Here is a 19,634-nt window from a genome sequence, read left to right on the forward strand (position 1 = left end):
GGAACGAGAAAGGGGCCGTCTCGCCACGGCCCCTTTTTCTTGCCTCGGCTCCGTCAGTCCTGCGCCAGAGCGGCCGCGATCATGAACCGCCAGGTGTTGGCGGCATCGTTGCGATAGGCTTCCTCGCTTTCGCCGTTTCCGACGTGCCGGACGATCTCTGCCCCGGATTCCATCATCAGTTCGTCCGGTTCGCGAAGCGCCTCGAGAACTGCCCGCGCCGCTGCCGCGAGCTTCTCCCGCGCGGCGCCGTCCAGCGCGTCCGGATTTCCGCTGCCGAGCGAAGCCGCCAATGCCTGCATCCCACGTTCGATCGGCGTCATCGCATCCCCCTAAGCCTAAACGGAAACCCGGCCAGGACACACGAAGGACGCGGCATTGTCCAGTACGGAGCGAGGCAATCCGCAAATCTCAGGGAAATGGAGCGGGTGAGGGGAATCGAACCCCCGTATTCAGCTTGGGAAGCTGCTGCTCTACCATTGAGCTACACCCGCAGATCGGCGGCCTGAGGGTGCCCCGGCGCGATCGGTAAGCCTGTGCTCTGGCACAGTGGGGGAAGGCGGTCAATGGTTCGCGGGCGGACTTGCGCCACTGCGAGAAAGGGCGCCCACCGAAGCCGGCGCCCTGTCTTGATCACGCGCGGCCTATGGCCAGGAAGCGTTCCTCGCGGCGAGCGAGCAGGTCGCCGGCCGGAAGCGCGGACAAGGCGTCGAGTTCCTGTTCGATCGCGCCGAACAGCGCCTGGGCCGCCGCCGGCGCATCGCGGTGCGCGCCGCCGGCCGGTTCCGGCACGACGCGCTCGATGACGTTCAGCGAGAGCAGGTCCTGCGCCGTCACCTTCATCGCCTCGGCCGCGTCCGGCGCCTTGTCCGGGGTGCGCCACAGGATCGACGACGCGCCTTCGGGCGAGATCACCGAGTAGATCGAGTGCTCCAGCATAAGCACGCGGTCGGCCGCGGCCAGCGCCACGGCGCCGCCGGATCCGCCCTCGCCCACGATGGCGGAGACGATCGGCACCGGCACGGCAAGGCACGCCTCGATCGAACGGGCGATCGCCTCGGCCTGGCCGCGTTCCTCGGCCTCGACGCCGGGGAAGGCGCCGGCGGTGTCGACCAGGGTGACGACCGGCAGGCCGAACTTGCCCGCCATCTCCATCAGGCGGATCGCCTTGCGGTAGCCTTCGGGCTTGGCCATGCCGAAATTGTGCTTGATGCGCGTGGCGGTGTCATGGCCCTTCTCGTGGCCCATCACCATGACCCGGCGGCCGTTCAGGCGCGCGAAGCCGCCGATGATCGCGGCATCTTCACCGTAGAGACGATCGCCGCCGAGCGGGATGAAGTCGGTGAAGCCCATGCGCAGGTAGTCGACGAAGTGCGGGCGCTGGGGATGGCGCGCCACCTGCGTCTTCTGCCAGGGCGTCAGTTTGGCATAGGTCGCCGCCAGCATGCCTGCGCTCTTCTTCTCCAGGCGCGAGATCTCGCCCGCGATGTCGAGATCGCTGTCGCTGGCGGTCGTGCGCAGCTCCGCGATGCGGGCTTCGAGCGCGGCGATGGGCTTTTCGAATTCAAGAAACGAGATCATGCTCTTTCCGTTTACCTGCCGGTATCAGCGCGCCTCAGGAGGCGCGCTTGGCCAGCCATTCTTCCAGCCACTTGATGGTATATTCGCCGCTCTGGAACTCGGGATCTTCCAGCAGGGCCTGGTGCAGCGGGATCGAGGTCTTCACCCCGTCGATCACCATTTCCTCCAGCGCGCGCTTCAGACGCATGATCGCGCCGTTCCGCGTGCGGCCCGAGACGATGAGCTTGCCGATCATCGAATCGTAGTACGGCGGGATGCGATAGCCCGAGTAGAGCCCCGAATCGACGCGCACGTTCATGCCGCCCGCCGCGTGGTAGTTCGTCACCTGCCCCGGCGAGGGCGTGAAGTTCCACGGGTCTTCCGCGTTGATGCGGCATTCGATCGCGTGGCCCTTGAACTCGATCTCTTCCTGGCGGAAGGCGAGGGGCTGGCCGTCGGCGATGCGGATCTGCTCGCGCACGAGATCGACGCCGGTGATGGCCTCCGTCACCGGATGCTCCACCTGCAGGCGGGTGTTCATCTCGATGAAGTAGAACTCGCCGTTTTCCCAGAGGAACTCGATCGTGCCGGCGCCGCGATAGCCCATGTCGGCCATGGCCTTCGAGACGATGCCGCCCATGCGGTCGCGCTCTTCGGGGGTGATGACCGGCGAAGGCGCTTCTTCCAGCACCTTCTGGTGGCGGCGCTGCAGCGAGCAGTCGCGCTCGCCGAGATGAACCGCTTCGCCCTTGCCGTCGCCGAAGATCTGGAATTCGATATGGCGCGGGTTGCCGAGGTACTTTTCCATGTAGACGGTGGCGTCGCCGAAGGCCGCCTTCGCCTCCGAACGGGCCTGGCCCATCTGGCTTTCGAGTTCCTCGGCCGTGTTCACGACCTTCATGCCGCGGCCACCGCCGCCCGAAGCGGCCTTGATGATCACGGGGTAGCCGATCGTCTCGGCCAGGGCGCGTGCTTCACCGAAGTCCTCGATCGCGCCGTCCGAGCCCGGAACCAGCGGCAGGCCGAGCGCACCGGCGGTGCGCTTGGCTTCCACCTTGTCGCCCATCGTGCGGATGTGCTCGGGCTTGGGGCCGACCCAGACCAGGCCATGCGCCTCGACGATCTCCGCGAACTGGGCGTTCTCGGAAAGGAAGCCGTAGCCGGGGTGGATCGCGTCGGCATGGGTGATCTCGGCCGCGGCGATGATGGCCGCGACGTTGAGGTACGAATCCTTGGCCGCCGGCGGGCCGATGCACACCGCGTGGTCGGCAAGGCGCACATGCATGGCGTCGGCGTCGGCGGTGGAATGCACCGCGACGGTCTCGATGCCCATCTCGCGCGCGGCGCGATGGATGCGCAGCGCGATTTCGCCGCGGTTGGCAATCAGAAGGCGCTTGATGGCCATGAAGCTATGGTCCTCAGGCGATCACGACGAGCGGCTGGTCGAACTCGACCGGCTGCTGGTTGTCGACGAGGATGGACGTGATCGTGCCGGCCTTGGGAGCGACGATCTGGTTCATGACCTTCATGGCCTCGACGATGAGCAGCACGTCACCCGCCTTGACCTGCTGGCCGACGCTGATGAAGTTCGGGGCGCTGGGCTCGGGCGCGAGGTAGACGGTGCCGACCATCGGCGACTTCACCGCGTCCACCGGTGCGGCGGCGGGCGCAGCCTCGGCAGCCGGAGCAGCCGCGACGGGCGCAGCGGCCGGAGCAGCGGCATAAGCCGGAGCGGCAGCCGCAACGATCTGCTGCGCAACCTGACGGGTGACCTTGATCTTGCGTTCGCCGTCCTCGACCTCGATTTCGGTGAGGCCGGTTTCAGCGAGGAGCTCGGCGAGCTCGCGTACCAGCGCGCTGTCGATGTTCACGCAACTTCCTTTCGTTCAAGATATTCGAGCAGCGAGGCCAGCGTGCCTTTGAGGTCCTTGCGGTGGACCACCATGTCGACCATGCCGTGGGCATGGAGGTACTCGGCGCGCTGGAAGCCGTCGGGGAGTTTTTCGCGGATGGTGTCCTGGATCACGCGCTGGCCGGCAAAGCCGATGAGCGCGCCCGGCTCGGCGATCTGGACGTCGCCCAGCATCGCATAGCTGGCGGTGACGCCGCCGGTGGTGGGATCGGTCAGGACGACGATATAGGGAAGCCCCGCGCGCGCCAGGCGGCGGATGGCGACGGTGGCCTTGGGCATCTGCATGAGCGAGAGGATACCCTCCTGCATGCGGGCGCCGCCAGCAGCCGTGCAGATCACGTAGCCGCAATCCTCGGCAATGGCGCGTTCGACCGCCTCGACGAAGGCCTCGCCCACGGCCATGCCCATCGATCCGCCCATGAAGGCGAAGTCCTGCACGCCGAGCACCACCTTGCGGCCCTCGACCGTGCCGAGCGCATTGGTCAGCGCATCGGGGAACGGGTTGGCGGCGCGGGCGATCTTCAGGCGATCGGAATACTTCTTGCTGTCGCGGAAGTTCAGCGGATTTTCCGGCACCCGGGCGGCGGGCAGCACGGCATATCCTGCGTCGAGCAGCTGGTCGAAGCGTGCCTGCGCGCCGATGCGGCCATGGAACTGGCAGCGCGGGCAGACCGACAGATTGTCCTCGAACTCCCTGGTGAAGAGCATCTCGCCGCAACCGGGACACTTGGTCCACAGGTTGTCGGGCGTGTCCCGCTTCGTCAGTCCCCCGAGGGAATTGCGTACCTTGCTAAGCCAACTCATGACGAACCCTTGCGTGAATCTCGTGCGGCCCGGTGACTCCGGGCTCGCCTGTTGGATCGCCCGGACGCGGCACCCGGAGCCGGTATACCTGCGCTCCTTGCGACCGAACGATCTCTGTATGCGACGTGCTCCGCGCTGGCCTGTCGGGCCCGCCGCAGTGCGGGGCAATACGCGTGAGCAATGGGTTGATCAATCGCCAGAACGCTCCGCCATGCGCAAAAAGTGCCATCGAAGCGTCACGGATGCCCTTCAAAGCCGCGAAAATCCGCGATTCCCAGCTATCGCTTCATGGCTTTTCAAAAGAACCTCACTGGCGGCAAAAGGCGCCTTTTCCGCCGCTCAAGCCTCCATGGAAGCGGGATTCGTGACGTTTCTACCACGCTTCGGCTCCGAGCTGCACCGGTTGATGGCGGCGTCGACCGCGTCCAGAGTGGCGCGACGATGAAACAGGCCGCCACCATCCTCGCGTTCGACACCCTTGGTCGGGGTCTCACCGATATCACCCGCACGATCGCCGCCTGGCAGGAGGACATCGGCTTCACCGAGGGGCTTCTTACCCTGCTCTGCCGCCACACCTCGGCCTCCCTGCTGATTCAGGAGAATGCGGCGCGGGAAGTACGCAGCGACCTGCTGGACTGGCTCGACCGCATCGCGCCCGAAGGGCCGGGCTATGCCCACGACGACGAAGGGCCGGACGACATGCCCGCCCACCTCAAGGCCGTGCTGACGGGCGTGAACCTCTCGATTCCGGTGATCGGCGGCCGCATGGCTCTGGGCACGTGGCAGGGCATCTACCTGGTCGAGCATCGACGCCTGCCGCACCGTCGCCAAGTCGCGCTGCATCTGGCGGGCCTGTGAAGACGGGCCAATGCACTCTCCTACCCCGGCTTTTTCCTGTCGTGTTTGTTGCCGCGCCCATTGCATCCGCCCGGGCGAGGCCTAATCCACACTGCAGAATCGTTTTTCTGGAGAGTTCGTCGTGCCCTTCCGCTTTGCCGCGCGTGAGTCCGCCTCTTGATTTCGGCGCTCGACCTCTTTCGCATCGGCCTGGGTCCTTCCAGCTCGCACACCGTCGGCCCGATGCGAATCGCCGGCCGGTTTCTCCAGGTCCTGGAAGACACCGGCCGGTTCGAGGCGGTGGAGCGCGTGCTGGTGGAACTGCAAGGCTCTCTGGCCTTCACGGGCGAAGGCCATGGCACGCCGGATGCCTGCCTCATGGGGCTGATCGGCTTTCAGCCCGAAACCGCCGACCCCGACGAGGCGCATGCCGCCGCCCTGGAGGTCCGCGAACGGCAAAGGATTGCGCTGCTCGGCCGCCGGGAAATCGCCTTTGATCCCGCGACCGACCTCGTGCTGGATTTTGATCATGTTCCCGACCTGCACCCCAACGGCATGGCTCTGACTGCTTTCGACGCCGACGGCACCGAGATCGCACGGCACGAGTATTTCTCCACGGGCGGCGGATTTTTCTCCAGCCGGCAACAGCTTGAACAGCCTGCTCCGGACGATCGCGTGAGCCATGGCCCGCCCGTGGCCTATCCCTTTGGATCGGGCGCGCAACTGCTGGAAGTCTGCGCCGCCAGCGGGCTGGACATCGCCTCCGTCATGCTCGCCAACGAAGCCGCGCGGCGGCCTGAGGAAGAGACGCTGGCCGGGCTCGACGCGATCGCGGACGCCATGAACCAGTGCATCGACGCAGGACTGGAACGAGAGGGCCTGCTGCCCGGCGCGCTCAAGGTTCGCCGGCGTGCCCGCGCGATCCACCAGAACCTCATCTCGCGACCGCAGGACAATCAGGCCGAGACGCTGATGGATTGGCTCAATCTGTACGCCATGGCGGTGAATGAGGAGAACGCCAGCGGCGGCAGGGTTGTCACGGCCCCCACCAACGGCGCGGCCGGCATCATTCCCTCCCTGCTGCGGCAATATTGCAGCGAGGGACGCAAGGCAGTGCCCTCCAAGGCGCGGCGCTACCTGCTGACCGCCGCCGGGATCGGCCTGCTGTATAAGCAGAGAGCCTCGATCTCCGGCGCCGAAATGGGCTGCCAGGGCGAAGTGGGCGTCGCCTGCTCCATGGCGGCGGCGGGGCTCGCCGCGGTCTGGGGGGGCACGCCGGAGCAGGTCTGCGCGGCGGCGGAGATCGGCATGGAGCACAACCTGGGCCTTACCTGCGATCCCGTTGGCGGGCTGGTGCAGATCCCCTGCATCGAGCGCAATGCGATCGCCTCGGTGAAGGCCGTCAATGCCGCCAAGCTGGCGCTCCACGCGGGCGAAACGCCGCGGGTCTCGCTCGATCAGGTGATCGAGACCATGCGCCAGACCGGGCTCGATATGTCCAGCAAGTATAAGGAAACCAGCCAGGGCGGCCTCGCCATCAACGTAGTGGCTTGTTGAATATCAGCGCTTCGCTCCATTGCGGATCTTGCCGGAATTTCATTTGTCTCCGGGATGCTTGCCCGCCAAGCGTCTCCGGCCAACGCGGGGGTGCCGGCTGCTGAACACAGGGGGGATACATGAAATCCATAAGTCTGACCGTCATTCTGGCGGCCTTTTCGCTCGCGGGCTGCGCCTCGACGCAAAAAGTGCTGAGCAAGGCACCTACCGAGGTTTTCCATTCCGAAAAAAGCCAGAACGAGGTCGCTTTCTGCCTCGCCAACAAGAACAACACCACGCCCATGGATCGTGACGACGGATCGAAAGTTGTCCTGCTCAAGAATGGCTATGGCGGCGTTTCACTCGCCTTCTCGGTGTTCAAGGAAGCGGATGGCAGCCGGGTCGAGTACCGCAAACAGTTCGGCACGATCGGCGGTATCTGGAAGCAGTGCGTCGGCCTGAAGAGCGAAGCCTGACAAGGCTGTGGCGCGGGAGGCATGCCATCCCGCGCCTTCGAGGTGTCTACCAGCAGGCCCGCCTCAGGCGGTAAGTGCCAGCCGGGCCGCTGCCTCGCGCACGACGCGCGGTTGGTCCGGCCAGATCCCCCGCGTATCGTAGACCAGCTTTTCCGAGCGTTCCGCCAGCGGCACCACCCGGAACACGTCGTGATCGACCAGCACGATCAGGATCTCGCAAGTTTCCAGCGCATCGTCGATGTCGATCTGGACCGCGCCGGTATCGGTGAACTCGATCGGCAGCTGCGCCGCGTAAGGCTCCACGATGTGGATGCGGCTGCCGAACTTGCGCGCGAGGCGGCTGGTGACGAAACGCGCGGGGCTCTCGCGGAAGTCGTCGATATTGGCCTTGAAGGCGAGCCCCAGGCAAGCGACTTTCGCTTCCGGATGGGCTTCCACCAGGGCTTCGGCCTTGGCGATGACATGGCTCATCTTGTGGTCGTTGACGCCGCGTGCGGTGCGGATCAGCGGCGTTTCCTCGGGCGCGCCGTGGACGATGAACCAGGGATCGACGGCGATGCAGTGTCCGCCCACGCCCGGCCCCGGCGTCAGGATGTTGACGCGCGGATGGCGGTTGGCGAGGCGGATCACTTCCCACACGTCCAGCCCCATGCGGTCCGCCACCATGGACAGTTCGTTGGCGAAGGCGATGTTGACGTCGCGATAGGCATTCTCGACCAGCTTGGTCATCTCGGCCGAGCGGGCATCGGTGGTGACGCATTCGCCGCGTACGAAGCGCTTGTAGAAGGCCAGCGCCTTGCGCGCGCAGCGCGGAGTGATGCCGCCGATCGAGCGATCGTTGTTGGTGAGTTCCTCAAGGATGCGGCCCGGCAGCACGCGCTCTGGACAATAGGCGATCGAGACGTCCGGCGTGTCGCGGGTGAGCCCGGGGATCTTCAGGTCCGGGCGCAGTTCGGCAATCAGGTCGCGGAGTTTATCGGTAGTGCCGACCGGCGAGGTCGATTCGAGGATGACAACATCGCCGGCCTTGAGCACGGCGGCCACGGAGCGGCCCGCTGCCAGCACATAGGAGATGTCCGGCGCATGATTCTTGTCGAACGGCGTCGGCACCGCGATCACGAAGACGTCGGCCGGCGCGATCTCGGTCGAGGCAGACAGCAGTCCGCGTGAGACGACGCCCTGTACCAGGCCGTCGAGGTCGACTTCCTCGATATGGATTTCGCCCCGGTTGATGGTGTCGACCACCGTTTGCGAGACATCCAGCCCCAGTACCTGGCAGCCGGCGCGGGCGATCACGGCGGCGGTGGGCAGGCCGATATAGCCCAGCCCTACAACGCAGACGTCAGGCTTGGTGTCGGACTTCATCGGCAAGCAACTCCACGATTCGGCGAGATGTCTGCCCGTCTCCGAACGGATTGTGGGCGCGCGCCATAGCCTCGTAGGCTTCTTTATCGTCCAGCAAAGTTGATATTTCGGAAACGATCGTCTTGGCCGAGGTGCCGACCAGCTTCGCGGTTCCGGCCGCCACGCCCTCGGGGCGCTCCGTCGTCTCGCGCATGACCAGCACCGGCTTGCCGAGCGCGGGCGCCTCTTCCTGCACGCCGCCCGAATCGGTCAGCATGATCTCGGCGATGGCGAGCAGACGCGCGAAATGCGGGTAGTCCAGCGGCTCAATCAACGCGACGTTGTCGAGCCCGGACAGGCGCTCGTTCATCACCTTGCGGACGTTGGGGTTGAGATGAACCGGGAAGATCACCGCCGTATCGCTCCGCTCCGCGATCCTGCGGATGGCCGTGGCGATCTGCTCCATCCCCTCTCCGAAGTTCTCGCGCCGGTGACTGGTAACGCCGATGATCCGCTTGCCCGCGAAACGCGCCTCAAGCTCGGCCAGCCCGGCGGCGAGCGAAGGCTCGTGCCCGATTTCGGCGGTGACCCAGTGCAGCGCATCGATCACGGTGTTGCCGGTGACGTGGACGCGCGCGGGATCGACGTTCTCCTTCACCAGCGCATTGCGCGCGGTTTCGGTCGGCGCGAAGTGCAGGCTGGCCATGCCGCCGATGATCTTGCGATTCACTTCCTCGGGCCATGGGTGATGGATATTGCCGGAACGCAGCCCCGCCTCGACATGATCGACCGGCAGTTTGCGATAATAGGCCGCGAGCGCGCCGGCCATGGCCGTGGCGGTGTCGCCCTGCACGATCACCCGGTCGGGCCTGGCCGTATCCATCACTTTGCCAAGACCCGTGAGCAGATTGGCGGTAAGCGCATCGAGCGTCTGGTCCGGCTGCATCACGTCGAGATCGTGATCGGGCACGATCCCCGCGATCTCCAGCACCTGGTCGAGCATCTGGCGATGCTGCGCGGAAACGCAGACCACGCATTCGAAGCGCGGATCGGCCTTGAGCGCATGGATGACGGGAAAAAGCTTGATCGCCTCGGGGCGCGTGCCGAAGACGACGAGGATACGGGCCGGAAGAGTGCGGGACGGAGCGGTCATGCCGCAGGGCATAGCAGCGAGTTGTTAATGCCCAAATTAAAAGCCGTTATGCAGCCTGGCCTCTCGAACATACTCCGGGCCTGGCTACGCCGCTCGCCAAGCCCGTGATCCATGGTGGACAAAACCGCGCTGCGACCTTGCCCCCGCTTCGTCCATCGGCAATCACCCTCGCCATGTCTATTCTCAGCGACAAATGGATCCGCGAGCAGGCGCTCGAACACGGCATGATCGAGCCTTTCGTCGAGGCGCAGCGCCGCGACGGATGCATCTCCTACGGCCTCTCGTCCTACGGCTACGACGCCCGTGTCGCGCCGGAGTTCAAGATCTTCACCAATGTCGATTCGGCCGTGGTCGATCCCAAGGACTTCGACAGCAACTCCTTCGTGGACCGCGAAACCGAGGTCTGCGTGATCCCGCCCAACTCCTTCGCGCTGGCCCGCACAGTGGAATACTTCCGCGTGCCCCGCGACGTTCTGGTGATCTGCCTGGGCAAGAGCACCTATGCGCGCTGCGGCATCATCGTGAACGTCACGCCGCTAGAGCCTGGCTGGGAAGGCCACGTCACTCTGGAATTCTCCAATACGACGCCGCTGCCCGCCAAGATCTACGCCAACGAAGGCGCCTGCCAGTTCCTGTTCCTCAAAGGCAACGAGCCCTGTGAGACGAGCTATGCCGATCGCGCCGGCAAGTACATGGGCCAGCGCGGGGTGACCCTTCCCCGGCTATAACGAGCCGCCGGGGAACAAACCCCCGCCATGTCCGCTTTTCCCGGCATGATAGCCATGTCGGGAGAGAAGGCATGTCCAAGATCGCAGCCATTGTCGGGCGCTTCCTGATCGCCCTGATCTTCGTGATTTCCGGCGCTTCCAAGCTGATGGACGTCGCCTCCACCGAAACCCTGATCGTTTCCTCCGGCCTGCCCGGCGGGCTGGCGATCCCGGTGGGTCTGTTCGAGCTGATCGCCGGCCTCTGCCTGGCGGCGGGGTTCATGGTGCGGCTGGTTTCCGCGCTGTTGATCCTGTTCGTCGCAGCTACGATCCTGTTCTTCCACAACAAGTTTACCGATCCCGCGCAGCAGATCGCGGCGCTCAAGAACCTGGCGATGATCGGCGGTCTGTGCATGGCCTTCGCGCACAGCCAGATGTGGAGCCACTACTACGCCATCACCCGCGAGCGCCGGGGCGAGCTGGAAGCGCGCAATGCCGATGAACGCATTCGCGACGCCGAACTGCGCGCCGCCCGCGCCGAGGCCCGCGCCGACGCCATCGCCGAGAACCAGACGGCGCCGACTTACGTGGAAACCCGGCCGCGCGCCGTCGTCACCAACTACAACCATGACGGCGTGCCGGACGTCCGCTCCCGTCATCGCCGCTGGTTCGACTGGTAAACGCGCCTGGCTCCGTCCCAGCCGCTCCCATCGATGGCGCGGTCGGGACGGCATGATGCGAATCCGGTAGGTTGCGCCGCGTTTGCCTGAATTGTCGACAAGCCAGCCAAAAACCGCCACCCCCCGGTTGACCCGGGCGCGTTTTGACGTAAAGCGACCTGCATCGAGCCACCCTTCGAAAGTGGCTTCGGGCGGTTAGCTCAGTTGGTAGAGCATCTCGTTTACACCGAGAGGGTCGGGGGTTCGAGCCCCTCACCGCCCACCATTCCCATCACATCCTTTTGCGCAAGCCGGGCTTCGGCGTGGGGGTCTCTCATCTGGCCGATTCGCTTGGGCGATACGGCGCAGGCAGGTTCTGCCTGTGCCTCAATCGCATCTACGGGCTGGAAGATTCGCGCCTGCCGCTGACACCACCCCTCAAAATGCTCTTATCCGCCAATTTACAACATTTTCATCACAATACGATATTTCGTATACTATATTTGACAATGAAGGAAATGTGACGCAAGGTCCGCTCCATTATCAGGGAGTGAAGACCATGAGGGGTCAAAGGAAGAAACTTTATTGCGCAGCCGCCCTTACCGCGATCATCGCGGGAACGGCCCAGGCCCAGGAAGCCGCGCCGGGCGGTGACATCGTCGTTACCGGCACCCGCATCAAACGCCCGGATCTCGAAAGCAACAGCCCGCAGACCGTCGTCGGATCCGACGAATTCCGCTACCAGGGCGCCACCACCGTCGAGCAAGTGCTGAACCGCCTTCCGCAGTTCACCGCCGATGCCAACGAGAACGTCTCGAACGGTTCTGACGGTACGTCCAAGATCAACTTGCGCAACCTCGGCTCCAACCGCGTGCTGACGCTGCTCGACGGCCAGCGCCTGATGCCTTCGCAGGCGATCAACCTCTCCTTCATCCCCAGCGCCCTTGTGGAGCGCGTGGACGTGCTGTCGGGCGGCGCTTCGGCGGTCTACGGCTCGGACGCCCTCTCCGGCGTGGTGAACTTCGTGTTGAAGAAGGACCTCGACGGCGTCCGCATCGATGCGCAGACGGGCTTCAGCCAGCATAACAACAACAATGGCTCGCTGCGCGCGCTGCAGCGCGCTTCCGGCTACGATCCGGCACCGTCCTCGGTGATCGACGGCGGCAAACAGGACGTCACCATCGCGGCGGGCAAGAACTTCGCCGACGGCCGCGGCAACATCACCGTCTACGGCGGCTACCGCAAGTTCAGCCCGGTGCGCCAGTCGAGCCGCGACGTCTCCGCCTGCGCCCTGCAGGACCGCGAATCGGTGGCAGGCTCCGGCAATTTCGACCAGCTGTTCTGCGGCGGTTCGAGCAACACACCGTTCGGCTCGTTCATCCCGCTTTCGGACCTCAGCCCCTTCAAGGGGCAGACGCTGATCAACAATCGTGACGGCAGCGGCACGCTGGTGCCCTACAACCCCTCCTATTCGTACAACACCGCCCCCGACAACTACTTCCAGCGCTCCGACGAGCGCATCACGGCCGGCGGCTTCGCACGATTCGAACTCAGCAAGGCAGCCGAGCTCTACGGCAGCTTCATGTACATGAACGACCAGACGTTCTCGCAGGTCGCGCCGTCGGCGGTCTGGTTCGGGACGGCGTTCCCGGTCTCGTGCAACAATCCCTACGCCAGCGCCGCGCAGCTCAGCGCCATCTGCGGTTCGGCAGCGGGAACAGACACCACGGCGCCCACGAACGTCGGCTACCGCGTGATCGGCGCGCCGCGCCGCGACAACTTGCGCTTCAACGACTATCGCTATTCGGCAGGCGTGCGGGGCGACCTCGGCAGCGGCTTCAGCTACGATGTCAACTACATGTATTCGCTGGTCAAGTTCAAGGAAACCTACCTGAACGACGTGAACCAGGCGAAAGCCGGACGCGCACTCAATGCGGTGAACGTCAATGGCGTGCCGACCTGCCGCTCGGTGATCGACGGCACCGATCCCAGCTGTATCCCGATCAACGTCTTCACGCCCGGCGGCGTGACGGCGGACCAGGCCGCCTACCTGTTCGGCGAAAGCAACACGGCCTCGCGCAACTCGCTGGGCGTGATCTCCGGCTCGCTGAGCGGCGATCTCGGTCAGATGGGCGTGACTCTGCCCTGGGCCGAAAACGGCGTCGGTATCGCGCTCGGCCTCGAACGCCGCCGCGAGACGCTGAACTTCACGGCTGACGAAGTGGCCCAGCAGAACGGCACCCTGCCCTCCGACGGCATCATCGCGGTGACCGAGGCCTTCGGCGAGATCGAGATCCCGCTGATCGAGGACAAGCCGTTCTTCAAGTCGCTGACCATCAACGGCGGCCTGCGCTACTCGTCCTACGACAACAAGCAGAACTCCAGCGGCATCAAGTCCGGCTACAACGTCTGGACCTACAAGGGCGAACTGTCGTGGGCCCCGGTCGACGACCTGCGCGTCCGCGCCAGCTACAACCGCGCCATTCGCGCACCCAACGTGCAGGAACTCTTCGCCTCGCAGTCGGTGGGCAACGTCAACGGCACCGATCCCTGCGCCGGCGCCAATCCCAGCGCTCCGTTCGAGATCTGCCAGCTTACCGGCGTGACCCAGGCGATGTACGGCAGCATCCCCGGATGCCCGTCCGACCAGTGCTCCGGCCTGGGCGGCGGCAATGTCGCGCTGAAGCCCGAAACGGCCGATACCTACACGCTTGGTGTGGTGATCACGCCGAAGGCGCTGCGTCGCTTCTCGCTTTCGGTGGATTACTACAACATCAAGGTGAAGGACTACATCGGCTCGATCGCACCGTCGCTGATCATGGGCCAGTGTGCCGAGACGGGTGATCCCTACTTCTGCAACCTGTTCGTCCGCGATCCGCGTTCCGGTCAGGTCTTCGGCCAGAACTCGGGCTACATCATCTCGACGACGATGAACACCGGCTACCTCAAGACCTCGGGCCTCGACGTCAATGCCGACTACACCTTCGACATCGGCAACCTCGGCAGCATCAACCTGGGCGTCGTCGGAACCTACCTGATCGAGCAGGTCTCGCAGCCGGTTCCGGGCGGCGGCTCCTACGACTGCAAGGGCCTGTTCGGCTACACCTGCGGCCAGCCGACCCCCGAATGGCGCCATGTCGCACGTCTTTCGTGGATGACCCCGACCGACACCACCGTCTCGCTTTCCTGGCGCCACCTCGGCGGCACCACCCTGTCGAGCCTGACCGACAATCCGCTGCTCTCGGCGGACCAGACCACCGTCAATCGGAAGATCGGCGCCTACAACTACTTCGATCTGTCGCTGACCCAGGCGATCGACAAGCGCTTCACCCTGCGCGCCGGCGTGAACAACATGTTCGACAAGGATCCGCCGATCCTCGATTCGGGCCTGCTCCAGTCGTTCGGCAACGGCAACACGTATCCCGGCGTCTACGACGCGCTGGGCCGCACGATCTTCGTCGGCTTCACCGCCAACTTCTGATCAGGAGCGTCTTCGCATCGGGCGAAGACGCTCGTTTCCTTCCTACCGCCTTTTCCGGCGGCTCCTTCCACCCTCCCAGGAGTCGTCAGCCAGGAAAGCCCGTCCGGTCGCAGACCGGGCGGGCTTTTCTACGGGGCGCGATCAGCCTGCCCAAACTGCCGCCGCACGATGTCCAGAAAGGCGCTGCCCGGCGCGCGCCCGCTCTGCAACAGGCCGATTTCCCGCACCAGTTCGAAGTCCCGAACGGGAACGAAGCGTACCGAGCCGTCCGCGAAGCCTTCCGGCATCATGCCGATCCCTGCGCCGCTGCGGACCACCGAAAGCACGCGCTCGTCGCTGGTGGTCTTGAGCACGAAGCGGGGGCGCACGCCGCGCTGGGTGAAGAAGCGGTTGATCTCGGGCAGCGCCTCGCAGTGGCGACGCAGCGCCATGCGGTCCTGCGCAAGCTGTTCGGCCAGAACCTCGCGCTCCGCCGCCAGAGGGTGGTCCGGCGGCAGGACCATCATGTAGCGTTCGCGCGCGAGTACTTCAGGCCGATAGCGGGCATGATGCGGCCGAACGACCGTTAGCGCCACGTCGATCCGTCCGCGTTCGAGACGCTCCACCAGATCCCGCTCGCTGCCGTCGAGCAGTTCGACCGCTTCCTCCGAGCTTTGCGCGCGATGCTCGGCCAGGACGCGGCCGATCGTGCCCGTGGGGATCGTGTTGAGCACGCCCACGCGCAGCAGGCTCGGCTCGGCCGGCGCGGCCAGTTCGACGAGCGCATGTTCGTACTCGGCGGCGATGCGGCGGGCGCGGACGAGGAAGCGGCTCCCCGCCGGCGTCAGCGCAACGCGTTGGCGATTCCTGTCGAATAGCCGCGCACCGAGTTCGCGTTCCAGCCTGGCAATCCCCGCCGACAGGGTCGGCTGGGTAACCGCCACGCTGCGCGCCGCACGGCTGAAATTGCCGGTTTCGGCAACCGCGAGGAAGTAGCGCAGCAGATACTGGTCGATCATAGATGCTGTCTATTACGAAGCGCGGAAACTTTCAATTTCCACCACTGTTGCAGCTCATCTAGATATGAACCACAAGCCATTGGACCTTGGGAAGAGGCCGAAGCGGCCGGACCGGAGAAACAAGCATGAGCGCACCGGTGCTCCAGACCAGCCTTAATCTCGACAGCGCCGAGGCGCAGGCGCGCGCGTCCCACAATCGCGCGCTCGTGGCCGAACTCCGCGAAAAAGTCGCGCGGGCCGCCCTCGGCGGAAACGAGAAGGCGCGCGAACGCCATGTCGCGCGCGGCAAGCTGCTGCCGCGCGAGCGCGTCGAGCGGCTGCTCGATCCGGGTTCGGCGCTGCTCGAACTGGGACAGCTCGCCGCCGAGGGACTCTACGAGGACGACATTCCCGGCGCGGGGCTGATCACGGCCATCGGCACTGTTTCCGGCCGCCAGTGCATGATCGTCTGCAACGACGCGACCGTGAAAGGCGGCACCTATTACCCGATCACCGTGAAGAAGCACGTCCGCGCCCAGGAGATCGCCCAGGAAAACAACCTGCCGTGCATCTACCTGGTCGACAGCGGCGGCGCCAACCTGCCGCACCAGGCGGAAGTCTTCCCGGACCGTGACCATTTCGGCCGCATCTTCTTCAACCAGGCGCAGATGTCCGCGAAGGGCATTCCGCAAGTCGCCTGCGTGATGGGAAGCTGCACGGCGGGCGGCGCCTATGTTCCGGCGATGAGCGACGAATCGGTGATCGTGAAGGAACAGGGCACGATCTTCCTCGCCGGTCCCCCGCTGGTGCAGGCCGCGACCGGCGAAGTGATCTCGGCCGAAGACCTTGGCGGCGGCGATCTCCACAGCCGCAAGTCCGGCGTCACCGACCATCTCGCCGACAACGACGAGCACGCGCTGACCATCGTGCGCGATATCGTCAGCCATCTCGGCCCGCTGCATCACCACGATCAGCCGCTGCGCGTCCCGCGTCCGCCCAAGTACGATCCCGAAGAACTCTACGCCATCGTGCCGGAGGACGTGCGGGCGCCCTACGATGTGCATGAAGTGATCGCCCGCATCGTCGACGCCAGCGAATTTCACGAGTTCAAGGCGCTCTATGGCAGCACGCTCGTCTGCGGTTTTGCGCATATCCATGGGCAGCCGGTGGCGATCCTCGCCAACAACGGGGTGCTGTTCTCCGAATCCGCGCAAAAAGGCGCGCACTTCATCGAACTTGCCTGCCAGCGCCGTATTCCGCTGCTGTTCCTCCAGAACATCTCGGGCTTCATGGTCGGCGGCAAGTACGAGGCGGAGGGCATCGCCAAGCACGGCGCCAAGCTCGTCACCGCCGTCGCCACCGCCACGGTGCCCAAGATCACCGTGCTGATCGGCGGCTCGTTCGGCGCGGGCAACTACGGCATGTGCGGGCGCGCCTACGACCCGCGCTTCCTGTTCACCTGGCCCAACGCCCGGATTTCGGTGATGGGCGGCGAGCAGGCGGCCTCGGTGCTGGCCACCGTCCACCGCGACGCCGCCACATGGTCGCCCGAGGAAGCCGAGGCCTTCAAGGCGCCGATCCGCCAGAAGTACGAGGACGAAGGCAACCCCTACTACGCCACCGCGCGTCTGTGGGACGACGGCGTGATCGATCCGGCGCAGACGCGTGACGTGCTCGGCCTTGCGCTCGCAGCCTGCCTCGAAGCTCCGATTCCGGAGGCGCCCCGCTTCGGGGTGTTCCGGATGTGACCGGCGGAACGGGAGACAAGACATGATTCGATCGCTGCTCATCGCCAATCGCGGCGAAATCGCCTGCCGGGTCATCCGCACGGCCCGCCGGATGGGCATTCGCACCGTGGCGGTCTATTCCGACGCCGACGCCGATGCTCTGCATGTTCGCGAGGCGGACGAAGCGGTGCACATCGGCCCCTCCCCCGCGCGCGAAAGCTATCTCGTGGGCGAGAAGATCCTTGCCGCCGCCAGGCAGACCGGCGCCGAGGCGATCCATCCCGGCTACGGCTTCCTGTCCGAGAATGCCGAATTCGCGCAGGCCGTGAAGGACGCAGGGCTGGTCTGGGTCGGGCCGAACCCCGCCTCGATCACTGCGATGGGCCTCAAGGACGCGGCGAAGACGCTGATGGCCGAAGCCGGCGTGCCGGTGACGCCCGGATACATGGGCGCCAATCAGGATCCCGCGTTCCTTGCCGATGAGGCCGGGAAGATCGGCTATCCCGTGCTGATCAAGGCCGTCGCCGGCGGCGGCGGCAAGGGTATGCGGCTGGTCGAGGCGCCGGAAGCCTTCGTGGACGCGCTGGCTTCGTGCAAGCGCGAGGCGGCCTCTTCGTTCGGCAACGACCACGTGCTGATCGAGAAATATATCGCCAGCCCCCGCCATATCGAAGTGCAGGTGTTCGGCGACAGCCATGGCAATGTGGTCCACTTGTTCGAGCGCGACTGCTCGCTCCAGCGTCGCCACCAGAAAGTCATCGAGGAAGCGCCGGCACCCGGCATGGACGCGGCCACGCGCGAGGCACTCTGCGGGGCGGCGGTGCGGGCGGCCAAGGCGGTCGACTATGTCGGCGCCGGCACGATCGAGTTCATCGCCGACGGTTCGGGCAAGCTTTCCGCCGATCGCATCTGGTTCATGGAAATGAACACGCGCCTCCAGGTCGAGCACCCGGTTACCGAGGAGATCACCGGCGTCGATCTGGTCGAATGGCAACTGCTAGTGGCGAGCGGGGAGCCTTTGCCGAAGTCGCAGGAAGACCTCACCATAGATGGCTGGGCGATGGAAGCGCGCCTCTATGCCGAGGATCCCGCCAAGGGCTTCCTCCCCAGCATCGGCAAGCTCGAACTGCTCGAATTCGGGGAGGCAGAAGGAGGCCGCATCGACACCGGCGTCTGCCAGGGCGCGGAAGTCTCTCCTTTCTACGATCCGATGATCGCCAAGGTCATCGCCTGGGGCGAAGATCGCGACGAAGCGCGCGAGCGCCTGGGCGAGATGCTGGAGGACAGCGCCGTCTGGCCGGTCCGCACCAATGCCTCGTTCCTCGTCAAGGCGTTGCAGCACCCCGACTTCGCGGCGGGCAAAGTCGACACCGGCCTGATCGGCCGCGACGGCGAGGCCATGGCCGAAGCGCCTGTGCCATCGGACGAGGTGCTGGAGGCCGCCGCCGATTCGCTGGTGGCTGCCCGTGCGCTTCCCGGCTTTCGCCTCAATGCCCCGCCCGCACGATCGGCATGGTTCTCGCTCGATGGCGAGAAAGTCGAGATCGCCTTGACGGGCGAGGGCAGCGAGGAGCCGGACGAGGCCGTGCTCGTCACCGAACAGGGCCAGGCCTGGCTGCTCACCCCCTGGCGCCGCGACGGCGTCCACGGCGGCGCGAGTGCGTCGGGTGCGATCCTCGCGCCGATGCCCGGCAAGGTCATCGCGGTGGAGGTCACCCCGGGCCAATCCGTCACCAAGGGGCAGAAGCTGCTGACACTGGAAGCGATGAAGATGGAGCACACGCTGATCGCACCGTTCGACGGCACCGTGGCCGAACTCAACGCCAGTGCCGGGGCGCAAGTGCAGGTCGAAGCCCTGCTCGCCCGCATAGAGGAGACTGCCTGATGCCCGGCCGCTTTTTCGACGAATGGACCGTGGGCGACCGCATCACCCATCAGCCGAGCCGCACCGTCACCGAGACCGACAACCTGATGTTCTCGGCCATGACGCACAACATGCAGCCACTTCATCTGGATGCCGAATTCGCGAAGAACAGCGAATTCGGGCAGATTCTGGTCAATTCCACCTTCACGTTCAGCCTGGCCATCGGATTGTCGATCGCGGACACCACCGTCGGCACGCTGGTCGCCAATCTCGGCTTCGACAAAGTGGTGACGCCCAAGCCGACCTTCATCGGCGATACGCTGACCTGCACGACCGAAGTGGTCGAAAAGCGCGAGAGCAAATCCCGGCCTTCGCAGGGCATCGTGATGTTCCGCCACGAACTGACCAACCAGCGCGGCGAAGTGGTGCTATCCTGTCTGCGCTCCACATTGCTCAAGAAGAAGGAAGGTTGAGCGAGCCTTTGTAGGAGGCGGCCGGGCAGCGGCAGCGCTTGTCATAGTTGCCTGGCACGGGTGCGATACCTAACTCCCCTATCTCCCATGCAAGGCGGTGCGCCCGGCATCGCCCAACCAGCGAGGA

17 protein-coding genes and 2 tRNA genes are annotated in these 19,634 nt (G+C 65.3%); 10 read left to right on the forward strand and 9 right to left on the reverse strand.

Translation table 11 applies throughout. From position 1 onward, the window contains the following. Positions 1-53 precede the first annotated feature (53 nt). From L284_RS35145 to accD, 6 genes are all read right to left on the reverse strand, one after another. Positions 54-320 carry a hypothetical protein gene (locus tag L284_RS35145; RefSeq protein ID WP_021233996.1) on the reverse strand — a complete coding sequence of 89 codons (267 nt, stop codon included), beginning with the start codon at positions 318-320 and terminating at the stop codon, positions 54-56. A 97-nt stretch (positions 321-417) separates the two neighbouring features. Next, positions 418-491, reverse strand: a tRNA-Gly gene (locus L284_RS35150). A 139-nt stretch (positions 492-630) separates the two neighbouring features. Further along, positions 631-1,578 (reverse strand): acetyl-CoA carboxylase carboxyltransferase subunit alpha, encoded by a 948-nt coding sequence (locus L284_RS35155; protein WP_021233997.1) that lies wholly within the window; start codon positions 1,576-1,578, stop codon positions 631-633. Between the two features lie 34 nt (positions 1,579-1,612). After that, a complete protein-coding gene (accC, locus tag L284_RS35160) occupies positions 1,613-2,962 on the reverse strand; it encodes an acetyl-CoA carboxylase biotin carboxylase subunit (RefSeq protein ID WP_021233998.1) in 1,350 nt (449 codons plus the stop codon). Between the two features lie 13 nt (positions 2,963-2,975). Then, positions 2,976-3,428, reverse strand: a complete 453-nt coding sequence (gene accB / locus L284_RS35165; RefSeq protein WP_021233999.1) for an acetyl-CoA carboxylase biotin carboxyl carrier protein — start codon at positions 3,426-3,428, stop codon at positions 2,976-2,978. Further along, complete coding sequence (gene accD / locus L284_RS35170; RefSeq protein WP_021234000.1) at positions 3,425-4,273, reverse strand: acetyl-CoA carboxylase, carboxyltransferase subunit beta; 849 nt, start codon at positions 4,271-4,273, stop codon at positions 3,425-3,427. The genes accB and accD overlap by 4 nt, the downstream gene beginning before the upstream one ends. A gap of 441 nt (positions 4,274-4,714) precedes the next feature. On the opposite strand from accD, the gene L284_RS35175 reads away from it, so the two are divergent. The 3 genes from L284_RS35175 (at position 4,715) to L284_RS0124135 (ending at position 7,122) form a co-directional block, all read left to right on the forward strand. Next, complete coding sequence (locus L284_RS35175) at positions 4,715-5,131, forward strand: secondary thiamine-phosphate synthase enzyme YjbQ (RefSeq protein WP_021234001.1); 417 nt, start codon at positions 4,715-4,717, stop codon at positions 5,129-5,131. A gap of 156 nt (positions 5,132-5,287) precedes the next feature. Then, positions 5,288-6,667 (forward strand): L-serine ammonia-lyase, encoded by a 1,380-nt coding sequence (locus L284_RS35180; protein ID WP_021234002.1) that lies wholly within the window; start codon positions 5,288-5,290, stop codon positions 6,665-6,667. Positions 6,668-6,786: 119 nt separating this feature from the next. Next, the gene (locus tag L284_RS0124135) at positions 6,787-7,122 is read left to right on the forward strand and encodes a hypothetical protein (RefSeq protein WP_021234003.1); all 336 of its coding nucleotides are present in this window, start codon (positions 6,787-6,789) and stop codon (positions 7,120-7,122) included. 63 nt (positions 7,123-7,185) lie between these two features. Here the strand turns inward: L284_RS0124135 and wecC are convergent, their stop codons facing one another. Continuing rightward, a complete protein-coding gene (gene wecC / locus L284_RS35185; protein WP_021234004.1) occupies positions 7,186-8,487 on the reverse strand; it encodes a UDP-N-acetyl-D-mannosamine dehydrogenase in 1,302 nt (433 codons plus the stop codon). Continuing rightward, a complete protein-coding gene (gene wecB, locus L284_RS35190; protein WP_031342096.1) occupies positions 8,465-9,619 on the reverse strand; it encodes a non-hydrolyzing UDP-N-acetylglucosamine 2-epimerase in 1,155 nt (384 codons plus the stop codon). Before wecB ends, wecC begins: the two co-directional genes overlap by 23 nt. Before the next feature lie 173 nt (positions 9,620-9,792). Here wecB and dcd point away from each other — a divergent pair, with 173 nt between their 5' ends. The 4 genes from dcd (at position 9,793) to L284_RS35210 (ending at position 14,466) form a co-directional block, all read left to right on the forward strand. Continuing rightward, positions 9,793-10,347: a dCTP deaminase gene (gene dcd, locus L284_RS35195; protein WP_021234006.1), complete on the forward strand. Its 555-nt coding sequence runs from the start codon at positions 9,793-9,795 to the stop codon at positions 10,345-10,347. A gap of 71 nt (positions 10,348-10,418) precedes the next feature. After that, positions 10,419-11,006: a DoxX family protein gene (locus L284_RS35200; RefSeq protein ID WP_021234007.1), complete on the forward strand. Its 588-nt coding sequence runs from the start codon at positions 10,419-10,421 to the stop codon at positions 11,004-11,006. Positions 11,007-11,195: 189 nt separating this feature from the next. Next, a tRNA-Val gene (locus L284_RS35205) sits at positions 11,196-11,271 on the forward strand. Positions 11,272-11,544: 273 nt separating this feature from the next. After that, positions 11,545-14,466 carry a TonB-dependent receptor domain-containing protein gene (locus L284_RS35210; RefSeq protein WP_021234008.1) on the forward strand — a complete coding sequence of 974 codons (2,922 nt, stop codon included), beginning with the start codon at positions 11,545-11,547 and terminating at the stop codon, positions 14,464-14,466. A gap of 128 nt (positions 14,467-14,594) precedes the next feature. Here the strand turns inward: L284_RS35210 and L284_RS35215 are convergent, their stop codons facing one another. Further along, positions 14,595-15,464, reverse strand: a complete 870-nt coding sequence (locus L284_RS35215) for a LysR family transcriptional regulator (RefSeq protein WP_021234009.1) — start codon at positions 15,462-15,464, stop codon at positions 14,595-14,597. Positions 15,465-15,589: 125 nt separating this feature from the next. Here L284_RS35215 and L284_RS35220 point away from each other — a divergent pair, with 125 nt between their 5' ends. Genes L284_RS35220 through L284_RS35230 form a run of 3 tightly spaced genes read left to right on the forward strand, consistent with a single transcriptional unit; the run spans position 15,590 to position 19,507 of the window. Then, complete coding sequence (locus L284_RS35220) at positions 15,590-17,191, forward strand: carboxyl transferase domain-containing protein (protein ID WP_021234010.1); 1,602 nt, start codon at positions 15,590-15,592, stop codon at positions 17,189-17,191. A 22-nt stretch (positions 17,192-17,213) separates the two neighbouring features. After that, positions 17,214-19,055 carry an acetyl/propionyl/methylcrotonyl-CoA carboxylase subunit alpha gene (locus tag L284_RS35225; protein ID WP_021234011.1) on the forward strand — a complete coding sequence of 614 codons (1,842 nt, stop codon included), beginning with the start codon at positions 17,214-17,216 and terminating at the stop codon, positions 19,053-19,055. Continuing rightward, positions 19,055-19,507, forward strand: coding sequence for a MaoC family dehydratase (locus L284_RS35230; protein ID WP_021234012.1), 453 nt, complete (start codon positions 19,055-19,057; stop codon positions 19,505-19,507). The genes L284_RS35225 and L284_RS35230 overlap by 1 nt, the downstream gene beginning before the upstream one ends. Positions 19,508-19,634: the final 127 nt, after the last annotated feature.

Source organism: Novosphingobium lindaniclasticum LE124 (genome assembly GCF_000445125.1).
Classification (GTDB): domain Bacteria; phylum Pseudomonadota; class Alphaproteobacteria; order Sphingomonadales; family Sphingomonadaceae; genus Novosphingobium; species Novosphingobium lindaniclasticum.